We start from the raw sequence: 17789 nt of genomic DNA, 5'->3' as shown, positions 1-17789 counted from the left end.
CTGGGTTCAGAACGTCGTGAGACAGTTCGGTCCCTATCTGCCGTGGGCGTTGGATGATTGAAGGGAGCTGCTCCTAGTACGAGAGGACCGGAGTGGACGAACCGCTGGTGTTCGGGTTGTCATGCCAATGGCATTGCCCGGTAGCTACGTTCGGAATCGATAACCGCTGAAAGCATCTAAGCGGGAAGCGAGCCCTAAGATGAGTCATCCCTAGACCTTTAAGGTCTCTAAAGAGCCGTCCGAGACTAGGACGTTGATAGGCAGGGTGTGTAAGCGTTGTGAGGCGTTGAGCTAACCTGTACTAATGACTCGTGAGGCTTAACCATACAACCCAAAAGGGTTTTACTTGAAACGTTCCAGACGTTTAAAGTGCTTCCTCCTTCCATGGAGGTCGCGATAATGGTTTTACGTAATCAAAAGAATACAAAGTACTTGATTGAAGTGCGAACTCAAACAGCTTTCTAAATTTACTATTTTGGTTAATTACGCAGGTAATTGTTTGGCTGACAAAGCCGTAACGAAGCGAAGCGCACAGTGTACTGGAGTACATGGTCTAAATTGTTCCATACAATTTAAGACATTTACTCCATCCTTGGAGGTCAAGCACTGCAGCGAGGAAACAATGCCGTCAGACGAAGAATTAACCAGTAAGAATTTGTCTGGAAACCATAGCATTGTGGTCCCACCTGATCCCATCCCGAACTCAGAAGTGAAACACAATCGCGCCGATGGTAGTGTGGGGTCTCCCCATGTGAGAGTAGGTCATTTCCAGGCGCCTAATTATTCTCGAAAGAGAGTCGATAAATCCCCAGCACACTGTGCTGGGGATTTTTTCGTTTAACAGCTTTTGAAATATCTACTCGAACATGGGGAATATAAAGAGCCCGAACGTAGTGAAGTGCATTTCCATGTGATTGGTCGATAATTGCATCCTGCATAATCGACACTTCCACCGTCCGTGGTGGTCGTATGGTGAAGCTCTTGCGTTTATCAAACTAAGTTTGATGCAAGGGATGAACGTGGAGAGCTTCGATAACTGCTCCTGCGTTATTCTAATTGCCGCCATCCATGGCGGCATGCTCGAAGCTGGCTATGACAGGCGCCTAATTAAGTGAAGAAGCCACCTGAATAAGGTGGCTTTTTTGCGTTTGGGGTTTATGAAATTATCGGCATACCCTCTCGAAACCACCTTAAGTAAAGTCAGGTGGCTTATTAACTTATGTAGGCATGAATGCCTACTCCCGACGTCGTCCCACCGCTAAGCGGGGTCTCCGGCTACGAAGCATAGCTTCTCCGCGTTCAAGTGAGGCTAAATACTGCGTATTTAAAGCGCCTTACTCTCACCCCCATGTGTTCGCTGCGCGAACCGAGTAGGTCATTTCCAGCTGCTACAGTTTTTTTGCTTTGACAAAGTAACAGGAATGTTTATTCCCTGTGTTAAGTTCTAATCGGATGTCTTACGCCCCCATGTGAGAGGCCGTCTGCGTATGCCATTTCTTTTGCTGGGCTTCGACCTGGCCGTTTATCTCCATCCGTTAATACATCCGTTAATAAGCATTGAATTGGCAGATGTCTTACGCCTCTATGTGAGAGGCTCGGATAGGTTACTTTGAGCTTACTTGGGCGTTAATAGATGTTTTCTATCTGCACGATTTGATCATTCAATTATACAGGGGAGCTAGGGGGATTTAGATTTAGGGTATGAAGCTAATGGCTAACTGGGGCACTAAATCTGTGATGCATTCTCTTAATACTGGCTTTCCTAATGCTGGTTTTTCTACTGCTAGCTTTCCTAACACTGGTTCTCAAAATACTGATTCTACCGGCTCGCTTTCTCTGCTGGGGCCATCCTTGACTCCTAAGGAAGTGGACAGTCAGATTGCGCGAGTGCTAACGCCCGTTCAGGCCAATACGGCGCTGATCGCCGAAGGTGGTGGGCAGCGGGGGATATTTACCGCCGGTGTGTTGGATGCCTGGCTTGAGAGGGGGTATAACCCTTTTGCACTGCTTATCGGTACCTCCGCTGGTGCTCAGAATCTCTCGAGTTATCTTACTGGGCAGATTGGCTTTGCCAAGAAGGCGATTAAGGGCTTGTCCCGCGATCCACAATTTGTAAAGGTGAGTCGCGGTCTTGCCGGGAAGAGCACTGTGGATCTCGATTGGTACTTTAATCAGGTGCAAGGCGAGTCCTTAGGCTTGGACCTGTCTGCCGGGATGCGGGCAATGACTCATCGCCGGCTGCTTTTTAGCATGACCAATGGTTCTAACTATCAGGCGATATTTCGTCAGCCCAATAAGCAGAACTGGCTTGAGTTACTCAAGGCGTCGAGCGCGCTGCCGTTTCTCTATCGCCAAGGTGTGCCTTTAGAGGACAGTTTTTATGTCGATGGCGGCCTGTCGGCGCCGCTGCCGGTAGAGGAGGCCTATCGGCGCGGGGCGACTAGAATAGTGGTGATACGTACTATGCCCGAGGAGTACCAGGCTTATACCCCTTGGGTGAATCGTCTCAAGTCTTGGATCTGCAGTTCGAATCGCTGCCCTAGGGCGATAGAGTATTACCTGCATCATGAAGCCGAATATAAGCGCTCACTTTCCTTTATCGACAATCCACCTGAGGGCGTGGAGATCATTCAGCTATTTCCCCGCCGGGCACTAGCGAGCAAGTTACTCGGCAGTTCGACGGCAGAGCTTGATAGGGACTATCGCCTCGGGCGGCTGGCGGGATTTAAGTTCCTGAAACAGGATAGCCTTTCCACCATGAAGTGCGCCGCATAACGTTATGCTGGCTAAAGCTATTTTACTTAAAGCTATTTCATTGAAAGTCATGCCGTCTATCGATACCGAGAGTATCTAACCGGCTGGCTTAGTGCCCGTCTCGCTGAGCCTGTTCGATGAGCCCTATACGCTTTTTAAAGGCTTCTCTGGTGGCTTCATCCGCTTGTTCATACCAGAAGTCCAGCATCTGGCCGACATTGATCTGATCGCGGCGTGAAGTGCCTGTTTGAGTTACAGGTTGAGTGCTTGGTTGACTAGATGGCTGGCCAACAGGCTGCGCAGCCATGGCAGCAGAGGTCGCCGCAGGACTTGCTGCGCTACTTGAGGTACTGCCAGAGGCACTGCTTGAGGTGCTAGGCGCCATCTGGACAGGCTGATTGATCGCTATGGCTGCAACGCCTTGGCCCATGTTGTAGGCCTTTATCTCTTCGCTGTAATCGCGGCCTATCTGAATGCCATCCTTTAGCAACTTATCTATCTTGTAAGCGACCTTATTGCCCTGGGTATCCGTGAGACCAATTTGAGGGACGTCGTTAAATTTCTCTGCCGATTTAGGTGAGCTGATCTTAGGTAGGCTGACGCGATAGTGATTGTTTTCGCCATAGAAGGTGACGATAAGGGTTTCTGAGACGAAGCGCTTCTGTTGGCCAAATTCGCGGTAGCTGGCGCGGGCATTAAAGACCAGCTGCTGCGGGCCATTTTGCGAGATCAGCTGATGGCTAGTGATATCCTTACCGTTAAGCAGTAGTGGTTCTGCGCTATCTGGCAGAGTGATGGTAACTTCGGCGTGCGCTTGTACAAAAAAGAGTGGGATCAAGAATAGGCAATGGATTAAAGATTTCATGGTAAACCGGGAAAAGAATAATTTATCTGTGTTATAGCACCTCGTGGCCCAGTTGGACAACTTTACAAGCGGCCATTGGGCTTTTTGAGCATCCTGAGTGTTGGGTTGCAGTAATTTGCTTGCTAAGACTCTATAATGGTGGGGATTAATTCCAGGAGCTTAGCGTGTTAACTAAAATTTTAGTGACTCTGTTAGTGATTGCCGCGGCGATCGCCTATCTTCGTAAGCCTAAGGTGGTCAGCCAACCGACGGCCAGTCAGTTGGGTCAGCGAATCGTGTTTAAATACCTTGCCTTTGGTATCGCCGCCCTGGCACTGCTGGGGAGTGGGGGCTATTGGTATTGGTCCTGGCAAGAGGGCAATCAGCTGGTGTATGTCACCATTATCTCGCCGGCGTCTGCCTCGAAAGAGGTCTATCAGGTACGTAAACGCGAGTTACAGAGCGATGCCTTCACCACAGTCGATGGTCTCAAGGTTCGCTTGTCGACCCAAGAACGAATTGTGATAGCCGATACTCCGCCGAATATGAGGTAGGCTGGTTTTTAACACCGCTTCATTTTTATTTTGGTTATATTCCCTTCATTAGCAGTCGATTAGGCTGTTCAATGGCGCGTTATTCGGTAGAATAACGCCAAATTATACCCTGCGCTTGGATGTGGTGCGTTTTCATCTAAGTGTCTTTTTCAGGAGGTCCTATGATCACGGCTTATGTCTTTCAAGCGAATAAGTTATCCATTGTCGAGTTGAATATTCGAGACAGTGTTCCCGAGGGTACCTTATGGCTGGATCTCTACAAACCTGAAGATGACGAACGTGAATGGCTGAGGGGCTATTCGGTAGAGGAGCTACCGGACGAGGAAGATATTAACGAAATTGAGGCCTCGGCGCGTTTCTATCAAAACAAGGATGGTCTACACATCAACTCATTGTTCCCCCAGCGTGTCGGACAGGATGTTAAAGGGGTGAACGTCTCCTTCAACCTGCGTCCACAGTTTCTGGTGACCCTGAGGGAAGATGATGTGGGGCTGATCCGCTTACTGCGTAACTATCTGCGTTTAGGCCGCTTAGAGGTACAGACGCCACAGGCGCTCTTCCTGGAGCTGTTCAACCTTAAGGTGGATTACCTCTCGGATCTTATCGAAGATGTCTATTCTGTGCTGGATAGCGTGGGTGAGCAGGTGTTTGAGAGCAGTGAACTCGACGATGTGTTTAAGCTGATCACCTTGCAGGAAGACTCCAACGGTAAGATCCGTCTGAGTTTGCTCGATACCCAGCGGTCCCTGCGTTACATGCAGCGTTATTATCGCGGCAAGCTGACCGAGGAAGATCTGAAAGATCTGCGGGAGATGTTGTCGGATATCGAATCTCTGATGCCCCACAGTCAGTTCATCTTCGATAAGTTGAACTTCCTGCTCGATGCGGCCATGGGTTTCAGTGGGCTGCAACAAAACAAGATCATCAAGATCTTCTCGGTTGCGGCGGTGATCTTCCTGCCTCCGACCGTGATTGCCAGCGCCTATGGGATGAACTTCGCCAACATGCCAGAGCTTGAGTGGCAGTGGGGTTATCCTATGGCGATCATGATGATGATTGGCAGCGCGGCCTCGACCTATTTCTTCTTCAAGCGTAAAGGCTGGCTCTAATATCAGCCTGAGCTTGGTACCGGCCTAGCTTAAAGCTTTGGCCGGCAGCCAAACGCACATCTTAACGGCGTGAATTATTTTCCTGGATAACAGAGCACCTTGGCTCTGTTATCTGTGTAAAGGTCAGGCTGATTGATCACCTGATTTAAGGTGATGAACTTGTCATTCATCAGCCGCAGCGCCATATAGCTTCGGGCGTAGGGCGTGGTGCAGCGGGACAGCTTGAACTCGAGATGATGACGAATGGTTTCCAGCTGGGCGCGGTTATTGGCATGGGCCTCGCTGATCAAAGCCTGGTTGAGATTTTTCTGCAGGGTGGCCAGTTGCTGCGGCGCATGCTGCGCCAGCCATTTCAGGCTGTCGAAATCGGGTAGCTCTACCATACTCTTTCCCCTTAGCGCATAAACGCCATAATGCAAGGCCAGTACTCTAATTTTAGTCTGGCCTGCGGAGAAAGACAGTCAGGTGCGCTTTACGCCTTCTTATCGCCACCGAAGAAATAGCTAACCCGCTCTCTGGGGCTCAGGTATTTGAAGATCTTTTCCGGCAGGGCCGAGGGGGCGATACACCTGACGATAGTTAGGCCTTCGCTCTCCAGATCCACGATAGGCGCCTGCTCTTTCGGCACGAGCGCATCGTATACCAAGATCCTTGGGAAGAGGATCTTCTCGAGATTCACCGCCATCACCATGGCATATTGTCCGCTGGAAAGTTCTACCACACTGCCAGGCGGATAGACGCCAAGCATCTTGATGAGCTTACCAATAGCCTCTTGATTTAGCCGCTCCTTGTAGTTCTTATACAGGTAGCCCAGCGCCGCATAGGGGGTTCGCGCCTTAACTTGCCCCTCTGGATGGCAGAGTTGATCGTAGAGGTTTACCGCGGCGACCAGTTGGGTCGGTAGGCTGATCTGTTCCGCCTTCAAGCCTCTGGGATAGCCGCTGCCATCGAGAAACTCATGATGATCTCTGACGATTGGCGCCGCATCTTCGGGGAAGTTATTGGCCAGCTTCAATAGTTCTATCCCCATGGCGGGGTGTTGCCGGATGAAGTTTAGCTCGGGCTGGGTGAGAGGGGTCTTCTTACGAAGCAGCTGAGGCGGGATCTTGAGTTTGCCCGTGTCATGGAACAGGGCGCCCATGCCGACCGCCTCGATATCTTCTCTTGGCCAGTCCAGTTCCTTGGCGATCATCATTGAGAGCACCGCAACGTTGAGAGAATGATAGTAGATCCCGTCGCTGTCTTTGGCGTCGCTCATTAGGTGCAGTACCAGGTTGTCGGAGTTAAGCAGCTCTTCGGTGATGCTGTTGATCAGCTCCTTGGCGTCGGAAATGGCATTAAGCGGGCGATTTCTCAGCTTGGCGATCAGGTTGCGCATCATGGCGACGGAGCGGTCAAATTCCTGCTCGGTTTTCTTAAGATCGCGCTTGAGTTTCTTGAGGTGCTCGATGCGCTCCTGCTTGTTTTGATTCATCTGCTGACTGAGCTTGGTCAGGTCGCCGTCATCTCTAAAGCTTGGGGCATCGTAGGCATCTTCTTTGCCCAGTGGCGGCGCTGAGCTCTTATCCAGGTCGACAAACACATACTCGATACCGAGTTTTTTGATCAGTTCGATCTGAGCTTCTTGCTTGAGTCTAAAGGAATTAAATAGAAAGGGATGGTCTTTCCAAGAGACAGGTAATCTAACAAAATTGCCCACTTGTAGTTGGTTTGTGTTTACCTTACAGCTTCTGCTCATGTGTCTTTACGTTTGCCTTAAGTTGCGCGTTATTTTATCTGAACCAGCTGGCTTTACAATTACTTAAGCTATGTGTCAGCATAGTTGCATCACAAATTTGTCTAATTTAGCGAGTTGTACATGGATTTCATCGAAGTCTACCCCAATGCCATTCCAGATGAACTGTGCGATCGTCTCATCGAGACCGTCAACACACATCCTGGTGTCATTGATGGTATTACGGGTCATGGTGTTGACCTGGAAAAGAAAATTAGCCGTGACATAACCATGGATAACTTTCAGGAGTTACTGCCACTGAGAAACGAACTCCTTAATTATACGCTAAAACACAGCGCGCAATATTTTGAAAAATATGCGCTGGGGTTGATGGGGGCGGTGGCGGTCACTCTGGCGGACGAACAGGGTAAGCCACAGACCCTGACCCCGGACAACTTCGATACCCTGGGAAGACACAGGGTACAGCCTTTGGTGCAGTACCTGTATCGCAGCGGCACCATCAATATTCAACATTACCAGCAGGGTAAGGGGGGCTACCCCCATTGGCATTCGGAGCAGTTTCCGCAGATGGGACACAACGAGGCGCTGCACAGGGTCGTGCTCTATATGTTTTATCTGAACGATGTGGAAGAGGGCGGTGAAACTGAGTTCTTCTATCAGCAGCGTAAGATCAAGCCGAAGAAGGGCACCATGGTGATTGCGCCAGCAGGCTTCACCCACAGCCACAGGGGCAATATGCCCATCAGTGGCGACAAGTATATCGCCACCTCCTGGGTGATGTTTAACCGCGCCGAGAAGCTTTACGCCCCTGTAGGTTAAAGCGGGATCTTGATGGTGAACCTCGCCCCCTCGAGGGATGAGGTATCTATGCTGAGGCTGCCGTTGTAGCTGGAGACGATTTCGTTACAGACGGCAAGCCCTATGCCTTGGCCAGCCTTTTGAGTGTCGGCGCGCACGCCGCGCTCTATGATCCGTTGACGAATGGCCTCGGGCACTCCTGGGCCGTCATCCTCCACGATCAAGACAAACTCGCTGTTATCGCTGTAACGGGCGGTGACCGCTACCTTACTGATACACAGCTTGAAGGCGTTCTCCATCAGGTTACCACACAGCTCCATCAGATCGCCTTTGTCACCAGGGAACACCTGATCATCGGGGATATCGGCGCTAAATTGGATCTGCTTGTCACGGTAGACCTTAAACAGCATCTGCGATAGCTGGTCGATCAGCGGCGCGACCAGGGTCTGCTCCTGCTTGAGGCCCTTACGGCCGAGCATGGCACGCTTGAGCTGATACTTGACCAACTGATCCATCTGACTGACTTGTTCCATGATCTTCTCGCTGGCCCCGGACTTGCTCAGGGTCTGGTCATCCGTGATGGCGTGCACCGCCGCCAGACGCGTCTTCAGGCTGTGGGCAAGATCGTTCATCGCGTTCTGGTAGCGCTCCTGTTGGGCACTGGATTGCACCAGCAGCTGGTTGAGCGCTTGGGTGACCCCTTCGAGCTCCACTGGGTAATCTTCGGAGAGCGCCTTGGCCTTGCCGCTGCTGACCTGGTGCAGCTCGTTACGCATACGCACCAGTGGGCGCATTCCCCAGTAGCCGGCACTGATCAATAGCACCAAGGCCAAGGCCAAGATCATGCCCAGGCGCCAGTAGGTGCGGCGGCTGAACTTGTCGAACTCCTTCTCCAGCTTCTGAGCGTCTTTCATCACCAGCAGGTTGTATTTTTGCTTGGCGATCTCCACCGAGAGCAGGTAGACGAAGTAGTTTTTACTGTCGGCGAGGTTGAGGTAGTAGGGTGGCGAGTCGAAGCGTATCTCGTTGAAGCGCTCGCAGGTATCGAACAGGCCGCGATCAACGGCCAGGGAGGAGGTCCACACCTGCTTAAACTCCTCGTTGCAGCTGGCGATGATATATTTTTCCGGGGTGTTGTTCTCGTCCAGCCATTCTGAGGTCTCGGGGATCAGGTCGTGCTCCCTTAGCTCGGCGGCTACCTTGGGGATCTCGGCGATAAGCTCGGCGGTCTCCTCGTTGTAGCTATTCTGGGCGTACAACAGGTTGACCAGCCAGGCGAGGCCGAAGCCCACCAAGGCGATGATGGAGAGCGAGGTGAGAAACATCCGCGTGAGCAGACGTTGTTTGGGTTTAAACCTTATTTGCATGGCAGATTAAACTTGTAACCTTGACCGCGAATGGTGGCGATGGGGTTTTCCAGTCCGCCCTTGGTCAGTTTCTTGCGCAGACGGCTCACCATTACTTCAATTGTGTTGGGATCGCCTTCCTTATCGCCATAGATCACATCCAGCAGTCGCTGTTTGGCCACCACCTCGTGACAGTGGCGCATCAGGTATTCGAGGATCTGATATTCGAACGCGGTCACTTCCATGGGGCTCTGATCCAGGGTGACCTGTTTGGCGGCCAAGTCTAGCTCCAGCGGTCCGCTGGTGATCTGCGGCTTGACGAAGCCCGCACTGCGACGCACCAAGGCGTCGAGCCTGGCGACCAGCTCCTCTTTCTGGAAGGGTTTCACCAGGTAGTCGTCGGCGCCAGCGTTGAGCCCCTCGACCTTATCTTGCCAGTTGACCCGGGCGGTGAGGATAAGAATAGGCGCCTTGAGTTCGGCCTTGCGCAGAGACTGGATCAGCGAGATCCCGTCTTGATCCGGCAGGCCAAGGTCTATGATGGCAATGTCTATGGGATAGTTAGTCGCCTGATAGAAGCCTTCTTTGGCAGTTTGGGCGACTTGAACCTGGTTGCCCAACTCACTCAGTTGTACCTTGAGGTGGTGGGACAGTAGGGGATCATCTTCAACGACCAAAATTCTCATATGCTTTGCCTATGTTTAATTATGTGCTCGCTCGGTGACCCGATAGGGGATTTGTAAACCAAGCGGAGGACGTTTTATAAAACATTAATTTATAATGGATTAGCTTAACAGGGACTGACTCATCTTAAAACAAAGTTTAGTTGTTAGATTTTTGTGAGCAATAAGGCCATGTTCCGCCTGTTAATTTGCCTGTCAAATGGTTAGAATCCGGTAAATTTCTTACTCATTTAGGCTTGGATATGTCCTTCGCTAAAATTCTACCCTTAATCTTTACCTGTTTGTTTGTGCCGGCGACGTTAGCCGAAAGCTTTACCTTTACTGCGATCCCTGATGAAAACGAGAGTCAGCTAAAGACGCGTTTTAATAAGGTGGCTAAGTACCTGGAGACAGAGCTGGGCGTTAAGGTGAACTATGTGCCGGTCAAATCCTACTCGGCAGCCGTTACTGCGTTTCGTAACAATCAGGTGCAACTGGCCTGGTTTGGTGGCCTCTCAGGCGTGCAGGCGAGACGACTGGTACCTGGCTCACAAGCGATTGCCCAGGGCTACGAAGATCAATACTTTAAGAGCTTCTTTATCGCTAACACCTCGGTACCACTGGAGATGTCGACCAACTTCCCGAACCTGAACGGTTATACCTTCACCTTCGGCTCTAAAGGGTCGACCTCGGGTCGCCTGATGCCCCAATTTTACATCGAGCGCAACATGGGCAAGCAGGTGAAGGATATCTTTACCCGTATAGGTTTCTCTGGCGACCATAGCCGTACCATTGCCCAAGTTGAGGCCGGTGCCTATCAGGTAGGCGCGGTGAACTATAAGGTGTGGGAAACCGCCGTAGCCAATGGCACAGTCGATACCAATAAGGTCAAGGTGATCTGGGAAACTCCAGCCTATCCTGACTATCAGTGGACGGTACGTGCCGATGCCGATCAACGTTTCGGCGAAGGCTTTACCGAGAAGCTGACCAAGGCGCTACTGGAGATGAAAGATCCGGATCTGCTGGCCAGCTTCCCACGTCAGTCGTTTGTTGAGGCAGACAACGCAGATTACGAGCCTATCGAATCTGTGGCCACGGCGATCGGCCTGCTAGATTAATAATTCTATGCTCCACATAGAATCACTCTCCCTGAGTTATCGTGAGACTCGGGTCATCGACGATCTTAACTTGTCGATTAAGCGGGGAGAGTCTTTAGCCATAGTCGGGCCCTCAGGGGCGGGTAAGTCGACGCTGCTGAGCTATATCTACGAGCAGCTTAAGCAAGACGCCGCCCTATGCAGTCAATCCCAAGGTTTGGTCGATGCCCTGAGCGTGTTCCATAACGTCTATATGGGCGCGTTGGCCAGGCACTCCTTTGCCTATAACCTGTTGAATCTCGCCTGGCCATTGGCGGTTAGGCGTGACGAGGTGGCCAAGCTGTGCGCCGAGCTCTACCTTGAGGCGCCGCTGCAGAAGCCCGTTTCTTCACTCTCTGGCGGCCAGCGCCAGCGGGTTGCCCTGGCGCGGGCACTCTATCAGCAAAAATCTAGCTTCATCGGCGACGAGTCGTTTTCCGCCCTCGATCCCGTGATGGCCCAGCGCCTGCTGAGTCTGGTCAAGGCCCGTCACGAAACCGTGGTCATGGTGCTGCATGACAGCGACTTAGCGCTGAGTCACTTCGATCGCATCATAGGCCTTAGCGAGGGCAAATTGGTGCTCGATAAGCCGACGAGTCAACTCGATGGTGAGCAGCTGGCTTGCTTCTTCGATGACCAGATGGCGGCGAGCTAGGGTGTGTACAATTAGATGTTTAACTCAGATGTTTAACTCAGATGCTTAACTTAGATGTTTAACTTTGTCGGGCCCTGGCAGCGACTGACATTGGGCCTCTGGTTGCTGGTGGGGATCAGTCTGCTGTTTGTCGATATTGAGATCATCAGCCTGGATCCCTGGGGGGAACTGCTGCGCATGGGGCAGGGGCTGCTGACACCAGATTTCTTCGCCACCGAGTCGCTGGTCAATGCTCTGTGGCAGACGGTGAGCTTCGCCCTGCTCGGGGTGACCTTTGGTCTGCTGCTCGGTTCGCCTCTGGCGCTGATTTATCGCTCCCCTTGGGTCGCGGCCTGCTGCGCCATGGTGCGGGGGATCCATGAGATCTTCTGGGCGCTGCTCTTTCTGCAAGTCTTTGGCCTGTCGCCGGTGACGGGTGTGCTGGCGATCGCCTTACCCTATGGCGCCACCTTCGCCAGGGTATTTCATGACATACTGCAGCAGGCGCCGAGTAGCACCAATGACACCTTGCCATTCGGTTGCGACAGGCTGAGTACTTACTTCTACGGAAAGCTTGGCCATGTGCTGCCTTTGATGCTGGCCTATGTGCGCTACCGGTTTGAGTGTGCCCTGCGCAGCAGCGCAGTGCTGGGCTTCATCGGCATGCCGACCTTGGGTTTCTACTTAGAGACCGCCTTTCGTCAGGGTAAGTATCATGAGGGGGCGGCGCTGCTCATCCTCTTTGTGGTCCTGATTGGCACTATCCCGCTCTGGTCACGCAGGCGTCTGTTGCCGCTCTATCTTTTGGCGGCGCTGTTTACCCTGCCTAAGCTGACCGGCGTCGATTTGCAGCTGGTCTGGCAGTTCTTAACTGTAGATATCCTGCCTCCTGGGATCCGTGAGGTGATCCATGGGCAGCAAGAGTTTGCACAGGGACTATCGCGATTTGCCAGCTGGTGGCAGCGCTTGACGCTGGAGCAGGCCTTGCCCGGCGTGGGCGCCACTTTAGTGCTGGCGGTGAGTGCGCTAGGCTTGACCCATCTGCTGGCACTGCTTGGTCATCGTTTTGCCAGTATGCATAGCCGCGGCAAGTTTTCTATGCCTATAGGGCAGCTTTTGCTACTGATCATGCGCTCCATGCCAGAGTATATTCTGGCCTTCATCTTCATGATGCTCTGTGGCCCCTCCATGTTGCCCGCCATCTTGGCATTGGGGCTGCACAACGGCGCCCTGATCGCCTACCTGCTGACGCGCCAGGATAGCCTGGTCAAACCCAGTGCCCTGTATCAGCGCCGCAGCGATCACTATGGCTATGAGGTGTTGCCGCGCATCTATCCCAACCTGATGTCGCTGCTCTTCTATCGTTTCGAGGTGATACTGCGGGAAACTGCCATCTTCGGCGTGCTGGGGGTGATGACGCTAGGTTTCTATATCGATAGCGCCTTTAGCGAGATACGCTACAACAATGCCTTCTATCTGCTTATCGTGACCGCTTTGCTCAACGTGCTGGTGGATAGCCTGGCGCGGCGAATGCTGGCCAAGCGCCTGAATCAAGGGATGGCAGTCGGCCAGGTATCTTGCGTGGTCTAACTTTTTTGCGAAAGACAAGTTAGCGAATGACTCGTTAGTGAATGATTATAAAATGAGAGTCTAGCGCCTAGCCTGTCTCAGGCGCTGCACGCCTTGGCAGCAAAATGATGCCAGCAGGGTAAACAGGGTCACCGCCGACATTATGATGGCGAGTCTTAGCCAGGGGGCGTCCATCGAGATGCGCATCTGCACATAATCCAGGCCGCTGAGGCCCCAGACGAAGATGGCGCTTAAGATAAGCACCAGCTGTAGGGTGCGGGTGATGGCCACGTGGCGAATGAGTAACAGCAGTGGCGCCAAGATGAAGGCCGCGCTGATCAGTGTCTGGCCGAAGCGCATAAAGTGGGCGCCGAGTAGTACAAAAGCGAGAAAGATGATGAGAATGCGCCACCACATGATAATTGCCTCAAGTTGTTGGAGTGAGAGTAAACATCTTGGTGGCAGATTACCTTGGGGCAGCGGCGCATTCTATCGCATTGTTCACAATTTCATTTATTTGCGATCATCATTGTTTAGCGCCTGTTGAAGTTTGCGCCTTTGGGCATCGCTCAGCTTGCCGGTTTCGATAAGCTGGATCAGCTGCTCTACATCGGCCTCGTCGTCGCCTCTTATCACCACAAATTCGTGCTCGCCATCGCCGTGGTATTTCATTTCGATCTCCGCTATCTCGGTGGCGATCTCGGCGATATCGTCCGATAACAGCTCAATGTTCTTATTAAATTCGCCGTCTTGCGTATCGATAATCACCTCAAACTCACGGGCTTTAGCCTCGAGCTCTGCGGCTTTACGTTCCATTTCGGCTCTTTTGGCCTCCATTTCAGCACTTTTGGCCGCAACTTTAACTTCTATCTTAGCGATGTGCTTGGCTAATTCGGCCTCTTTCTTGGCCATCTTCTTGGTGAGCGAGTCCATTCTGGCCTTGTCGGTCTCAGATAGCTCACTGTGGCGCAGGTAATGGTAGTGAGACTCGTCACCGTCGATCTGCTTGAGCAGGCGAACCATCTTATCTTGGGTCTCTTTAGGCAGTTTGGCGAGCTTCTGCCTGATGAGCTTCTCATCTTTTATCTCATCATCGCTGAAGCTGTAGTGGTGCTGTTTACCTTCAAGGTCCAGGGTCAACTTAGTGTCCTTGTCGCCATCTTGAATCAAGTTGGCCTTGAGTTGGTTGTCATTAAAATCGATTTGACGCACGTCGGTAGGCGCCGCCGTCAGGGTAAATGACAGTAGCGCAGAGCAGGCGATAAGCGAAGTGAGTTTATTGAGTTTCATGATGTTTCCTTCCATAGTGATGAATTATGATTTCCCTATGAGTTGCTAGAGGCGTGCCAAACTAGCGAAACTCAGACTGGATAAGGCATTCGCAAACAGCTGTCGTAAAAACTCGCCTGTCGCCCCAGGGGATTCACCCCCATATGGGACATGGATTTCCCGATATGGGGAAACTCATGGCTTAGTCTGGGCATGGCTAGAGACACCCGGCGGTTAATAGGGTGATTCACAAGGGGTTTTATCTTGGTACTGTTTTTGTATAACCTGAGAGGCGGGCGCTCTATTACTAATCTTCTCAAGCGCCGGCGCGGCATTGTTATCGAAACTAGAGGGCTCTATGTCGATTAAAGGTTATCTGTTTGTGCTATTTGGCGCGCTCATCCTGATATTGGGAGGCAGCCAGCTGCTGGTGTCCCATTTCTATAAGGCGCAGTTGCAGAGCGAGCTGAGTGAGCGCTCGCGGGATCTGTCGCAAAACCTGGTGAAGGTGCTGATCGACAACGTCGGCACAGAGCAAGAGTTTGTGGTGCAGTTCGATGAGCAGGACCTGCAGGAGTCTATCCAAGATGCCGAGGCGCTCAGGCAGGAGTTTGAGCAGGATATCGAATCTGTCTCCCAAGCGATTGCCCAGCTCAGCGAAGAGGTAGTGCGTATGGAGATGGAGACGGACAATGCCTCCGCCGAGCAGAAAGCCTTCTTTCGAGCCAAGCTGGCGGCCAAGCAGCAGGAGCTTAGGGATCATCTCAACGCCATGATGTCCTACGAGAGGGAGCTTAAGCAGCGTCAGAGAGCCAGTATTGCCGAGGCCAAGCGCGAGGCCGCCGATGAGTATCGCCGGCGCCTGCATGACGCCGTGAGCCAGATTGAGATAGACACCAACAGCTGGCTCGACAAGGGGAACGTGGCCATCATAGACGCGCCTATCTCGCCCACCACGCCTGAGAAGGGTAAGGTTGCCGTGGAATTTGCCCATGATATCAACTTGCCTAATCAGGAGACCAATGAGCAGCTGGAGCGTTTCAGCGAGTCCATGATAGGGGCGATTCTGATGAGCTCATTGGCTGGCCTCTTATTGGTCTATATGCTCAGTCATGTGATCAGCGCGCCGTTATCGGCCCTGGCGAAGGGCCATAAGAAGTTGGGGCAGGGGGAGCTTGGTTATCAGGTGGATGAGCGTGGGGTCAAAGAGCTAAAGAGTATCCTCAACGGCTTTAATAAGATGAGCAGTCAGCTCGCCTCCCTAAGCGAGCAGAAGAAGCAGATGGCGCAGCAGAAGCAGCTGGCCGAACTGGGTGAGGTGACCCGGGGGATCGCTCATAGCCTGCGTAATCCGTTGCACACCCTGGGGCTTTTGTCTGAGGCGGTCGCCCAGTCAGCGTCAATCGAGGATGCAAACAAGCTGCTCAGTCAGATGCAGCAGAAGATCGCCATGATGGACAAGAGCATTCAATCTCTGCTGACGCTGTCGAGCACCCAGGTGAATCGCCAGTCATGGGTGCCACTGGCAGCTACTGTGCAGGATATCTTGCTGGAGCTGTCGATCAACGGCAGCAAGCCCAGCATCGCCTTTCACTGTGAGGATCAAGGGGTTCAGGTGCAGGGCGCCGAGTCGGAGATCCGCAGCATCTTGCATGCTGTCATGATCAACGCGGTGGAGGCCACCCCGGACACAGGCCGTATCGATCTGACCCTGGCGGAAGATGATGAGAGTTATACCTTAGTGGTGGCCGATACCGGCAAGGGGATCAGCCCTGAGGTGCGTGATAAGCTGGCCCAGCCCCATGTGACGACCAAGGCGGAGGGTACCGGCATGGGGATATATATCGCCGAGCGTTTGATTCAAGGGCATTACGGTGGACGCATCACCTTCGATGATAATCCCGGTGGCGGCACTCTGGTGACCCTCTATTTCGCCAAGCCAGAGATTAATAAAACACAGCAAGAAGATAAGCCCCAGACAGAGGAAGTATGATGGAGCAGCCTAAGTTGCATATTTTGGTGGTTGAGGATGAGCCGGATCAGAGAGCATTGATCGTGCAGATGTTGACGGCCAACCAGTATTTGGTGGAGAGTGCCGACAGTGTCGAGCAGGCGATCGTGATGATTAAGGCATCGGCGCCGGATCTGGTGTTTTCCGACTGGAAGCTGGGACAGTTAACCGGCATGGATCTGCTTAACTATGTGCGCCGCGAACATCCGGACATGGGCTTTATCATCGCCACCGCCTACGGCACCATCACCCACGCGGTGGATGCCATGCAGGCGGGGGCAGATGACTATCTGGCCAAGCCCTATCAGCGCCAGAGTCTGCTGTTGGCCATAGAGAAGGTGGCCAAATCTATCGCCCTTAAACGGCAGAACCGTCGTCTCTCTTCCGAACTGTCTCAGCAGCAGGAGCTGGTGGGGCTGGTGGGGCGCTCCGCCTTGATGCAGAAGGTGTATCAGAGGGTACAGCGGGTGAGCGCCACAGATGCGACCGTGCTGATTGGCGGCGAGAGTGGCACGGGCAAGGAGCTGGCGGCGCGAGCGCTTTACCAGCTGTCGGGCCGTAGCCATAAGCCCTTCGTCGCTATCAACTGCGGCGCTATCCCAGAGTCTCTGGCCGAGGCGGAGCTGTTCGGCGCCGAGAAGGGGGCTTACACGGGGGCCAATACCCAGAAGATAGGTAAACTAGAAGCGGCCGATGGCGGCACCGTCTTTCTCGATGAGATAGGCGAACTGCCCCTGCTGCAACAGACCAAGCTGCTGCGTTTCTTGCAGGAGGGCGTGATATCCCGTCTCGGGCAGAACAGCGAGATCAAGCTGGATGTCAGGGTGATCGCCGCGACCCATAGGGATCTGCAGCAGGAGGTGGCCGAGGGGCGTTTTCGTGAGGATCTCTATTACCGCCTCAATGTGGTGCCTATCCATATGCCGGCGCTCCGGGAGCGACCCGAGGATATCGGCCGACTAGTGGAGCACTTTCTTAAACTCCACGCCAATCAATATGGCATGGAGGTGCCCAAGTTAAGCCGGGATACCTTAAAGTCGCTGCTAGACCATAGCTGGCCGGGTAATGTGCGCGAGCTGGCGAATCGCATCGAACGTTTCGTGTTACTCGGCGATGAAGAGGAGATGGTGCAGGAACTCGGCGCCGCGCCGCAGCCGCTGGATACCAGGCGCTTTGTCTTGCCGGAGGCAGGTATCGAGTGGGAGAGTTTCGAGAAGGATTGCCTGCGCCAGGCCCTGGACCGTTTCGAAGGCAATCGCACCAAGGCGGCTAAGTGTTTAGGCCTGAGCTATAAGGCCTTCCTATATCGATTAGAGAAATATCAGCTGGTCTAAATTAGCGGTGTGCTGTCGCATTAGCGGCCTGTTG

At 52.9% G+C, this 17789-nt stretch carries 16 protein-coding genes and 2 rRNA genes; 11 read left to right on the top strand and 7 right to left on the bottom strand.

The features are described from left to right. From AYI87_RS20025 to AYI87_RS20015, 3 genes are all read left to right on the top strand, one after another. Positions 1 to 326: ribosomal RNA gene (locus AYI87_RS20025) — 23S ribosomal RNA — on the top strand; the annotation flags it as partial. 332 nt (positions 327 to 658) lie between these two features. Next, positions 659 to 774, top strand: a 5S ribosomal RNA gene (rrf, locus tag AYI87_RS20020). 1077 nt (positions 775 to 1851) lie between these two features. Beyond that, a complete protein-coding gene (locus AYI87_RS20015) occupies positions 1852 to 2775 on the top strand; it encodes a patatin family protein (RefSeq protein WP_260865194.1) in 924 nt (307 codons plus the stop codon). Between the two features lie 88 nt (positions 2776 to 2863). Here the strand turns inward: AYI87_RS20015 and AYI87_RS20010 are convergent, their stop codons facing one another. Continuing rightward, complete coding sequence (locus AYI87_RS20010; protein ID WP_222116790.1) at positions 2864 to 3592, bottom strand: DUF2057 domain-containing protein; 729 nt, start codon at positions 3590 to 3592, stop codon at positions 2864 to 2866. Between the two features lie 191 nt (positions 3593 to 3783). Between AYI87_RS20010 and AYI87_RS20005 the strand changes: the two genes are divergently transcribed. Further along, entirely contained in the window at positions 3784 to 4152 is a 369-nt protein-coding gene (locus AYI87_RS20005) for a hypothetical protein (protein WP_144204377.1), read from the top strand. 161 nt (positions 4153 to 4313) lie between these two features. After that, a complete protein-coding gene (gene corA / locus AYI87_RS20000) occupies positions 4314 to 5261 on the top strand; it encodes a magnesium/cobalt transporter CorA (protein WP_144204376.1) in 948 nt (315 codons plus the stop codon). A 74-nt stretch (positions 5262 to 5335) separates the two neighbouring features. On the opposite strand, the gene AYI87_RS19995 is transcribed toward corA, so the two are convergent. Both AYI87_RS19995 and AYI87_RS19990 read right to left on the bottom strand, forming a co-directional pair. Further along, positions 5336 to 5644 carry a DUF3135 domain-containing protein gene (locus tag AYI87_RS19995; protein WP_144204375.1) on the bottom strand — a complete coding sequence of 103 codons (309 nt, stop codon included), beginning with the start codon at positions 5642 to 5644 and terminating at the stop codon, positions 5336 to 5338. 89 nt (positions 5645 to 5733) lie between these two features. Further along, positions 5734 to 6999: an HD-GYP domain-containing protein gene (locus tag AYI87_RS19990; protein WP_011866148.1), complete on the bottom strand. Its 1266-nt coding sequence runs from the start codon at positions 6997 to 6999 to the stop codon at positions 5734 to 5736. Positions 7000 to 7119: 120 nt separating this feature from the next. Here AYI87_RS19990 and AYI87_RS19985 point away from each other — a divergent pair, with 120 nt between their 5' ends. Beyond that, positions 7120 to 7815: a 2OG-Fe(II) oxygenase gene (locus AYI87_RS19985; protein ID WP_011866147.1), complete on the top strand. Its 696-nt coding sequence runs from the start codon at positions 7120 to 7122 to the stop codon at positions 7813 to 7815. Here AYI87_RS19985 and AYI87_RS19980 read toward each other — a convergent pair. Further along, positions 7812 to 9161, bottom strand: a complete 1350-nt coding sequence (locus AYI87_RS19980; RefSeq protein WP_144204374.1) for a sensor histidine kinase — start codon at positions 9159 to 9161, stop codon at positions 7812 to 7814. The genes AYI87_RS19985 and AYI87_RS19980 overlap by 4 nt on opposite strands. Next, positions 9152 to 9826 carry a response regulator gene (locus AYI87_RS19975; RefSeq protein ID WP_011866145.1) on the bottom strand — a complete coding sequence of 225 codons (675 nt, stop codon included), beginning with the start codon at positions 9824 to 9826 and terminating at the stop codon, positions 9152 to 9154. The genes AYI87_RS19980 and AYI87_RS19975 overlap by 10 nt, the downstream gene beginning before the upstream one ends. Positions 9827 to 10065: 239 nt before the next feature. Between AYI87_RS19975 and AYI87_RS19970 the strand changes: the two genes are divergently transcribed. The 3 genes from AYI87_RS19970 to AYI87_RS19960 are packed head-to-tail and all read left to right on the top strand — an operon-like array spanning position 10066 to position 13162. Further along, positions 10066 to 10920 carry a putative selenate ABC transporter substrate-binding protein gene (locus AYI87_RS19970; RefSeq protein WP_144204373.1) on the top strand — a complete coding sequence of 285 codons (855 nt, stop codon included), beginning with the start codon at positions 10066 to 10068 and terminating at the stop codon, positions 10918 to 10920. Between the two features lie 7 nt (positions 10921 to 10927). Then, positions 10928 to 11593: an ATP-binding cassette domain-containing protein gene (locus AYI87_RS19965; protein WP_144204372.1), complete on the top strand. Its 666-nt coding sequence runs from the start codon at positions 10928 to 10930 to the stop codon at positions 11591 to 11593. Between the two features lie 54 nt (positions 11594 to 11647). Next, the gene (locus AYI87_RS19960) at positions 11648 to 13162 is read left to right on the top strand and encodes a PhnE/PtxC family ABC transporter permease (RefSeq protein WP_144204371.1); all 1515 of its coding nucleotides are present in this window, start codon (positions 11648 to 11650) and stop codon (positions 13160 to 13162) included. A 60-nt stretch (positions 13163 to 13222) separates the two neighbouring features. Here AYI87_RS19960 and AYI87_RS19955 read toward each other — a convergent pair whose 3' ends face one another. Both AYI87_RS19955 and AYI87_RS19950 read right to left on the bottom strand, forming a co-directional pair. Next, a complete protein-coding gene (locus AYI87_RS19955) occupies positions 13223 to 13558 on the bottom strand; it encodes a hypothetical protein (protein WP_144204370.1) in 336 nt (111 codons plus the stop codon). A 96-nt stretch (positions 13559 to 13654) separates the two neighbouring features. Further along, positions 13655 to 14431 carry a hypothetical protein gene (locus tag AYI87_RS19950; protein ID WP_144204369.1) on the bottom strand — a complete coding sequence of 259 codons (777 nt, stop codon included), beginning with the start codon at positions 14429 to 14431 and terminating at the stop codon, positions 13655 to 13657. A gap of 337 nt (positions 14432 to 14768) precedes the next feature. On the opposite strand from AYI87_RS19950, the gene AYI87_RS19945 reads away from it, so the two are divergent. Both AYI87_RS19945 and AYI87_RS19940 read left to right on the top strand, forming a co-directional pair. Further along, positions 14769 to 16403, top strand: coding sequence for a sensor histidine kinase (locus AYI87_RS19945; RefSeq protein WP_144204368.1), 1635 nt, complete (start codon positions 14769 to 14771; stop codon positions 16401 to 16403). After that, entirely contained in the window at positions 16403 to 17755 is a 1353-nt protein-coding gene (locus AYI87_RS19940) for a sigma-54-dependent transcriptional regulator (protein WP_186300683.1), read from the top strand. Before AYI87_RS19945 ends, AYI87_RS19940 begins: the two co-directional genes overlap by 1 nt. The last annotated feature ends 34 nt before the right edge of the window (positions 17756 to 17789 follow it).

This window comes from Shewanella sp. KCT, assembly GCF_007636505.1.
GTDB classification, from domain to species: domain Bacteria; phylum Pseudomonadota; class Gammaproteobacteria; order Enterobacterales; family Shewanellaceae; genus Shewanella; species Shewanella halotolerans.
The sequence above is the reverse complement of the archived record's forward strand: the minus strand, read 5'-3'. Positions and strand labels throughout refer to the sequence as shown.

What these genes read in the sequence shown, in the direction of transcription:
- corA (WP_144204376.1), top strand. Translation starts at nt 4,314, where the DNA reads ATGATCACGGCTTATGTCTTTCAAGCGAATAAGTTATCCATTGTCGAG.
- AYI87_RS19995 (WP_144204375.1), bottom strand. Translation starts at nt 5,644, where the DNA reads ATGGTAGAGCTACCCGATTTCGACAGCCTGAAATGGCTGGCGCAGCAT.
- AYI87_RS19990 (WP_011866148.1), bottom strand. Translation starts at nt 6,999, where the DNA reads ATGAGCAGAAGCTGTAAGGTAAACACAAACCAACTACAAGTGGGCAAT.
- AYI87_RS19985 (WP_011866147.1), top strand. Translation starts at nt 7,120, where the DNA reads ATGGATTTCATCGAAGTCTACCCCAATGCCATTCCAGATGAACTGTGC.
- AYI87_RS19980 (WP_144204374.1), bottom strand. Translation starts at nt 9,161, where the DNA reads ATGCAAATAAGGTTTAAACCCAAACAACGTCTGCTCACGCGGATGTTT.
- AYI87_RS19975 (WP_011866145.1), bottom strand. Translation starts at nt 9,826, where the DNA reads ATGAGAATTTTGGTCGTTGAAGATGATCCCCTACTGTCCCACCACCTC.
- AYI87_RS19970 (WP_144204373.1), top strand. Translation starts at nt 10,066, where the DNA reads ATGTCCTTCGCTAAAATTCTACCCTTAATCTTTACCTGTTTGTTTGTG.
- AYI87_RS19965 (WP_144204372.1), top strand. Translation starts at nt 10,928, where the DNA reads ATGCTCCACATAGAATCACTCTCCCTGAGTTATCGTGAGACTCGGGTC.
- AYI87_RS19960 (WP_144204371.1), top strand. Translation starts at nt 11,648, where the DNA reads ATGTTTAACTTTGTCGGGCCCTGGCAGCGACTGACATTGGGCCTCTGG.
- AYI87_RS19955 (WP_144204370.1), bottom strand. Translation starts at nt 13,558, where the DNA reads ATGTGGTGGCGCATTCTCATCATCTTTCTCGCTTTTGTACTACTCGGC.
- AYI87_RS19950 (WP_144204369.1), bottom strand. Translation starts at nt 14,431, where the DNA reads ATGAAACTCAATAAACTCACTTCGCTTATCGCCTGCTCTGCGCTACTG.
- AYI87_RS19945 (WP_144204368.1), top strand. Translation starts at nt 14,769, where the DNA reads ATGTCGATTAAAGGTTATCTGTTTGTGCTATTTGGCGCGCTCATCCTG.
- AYI87_RS19940 (WP_186300683.1), top strand. Translation starts at nt 16,403, where the DNA reads ATGGAGCAGCCTAAGTTGCATATTTTGGTGGTTGAGGATGAGCCGGAT.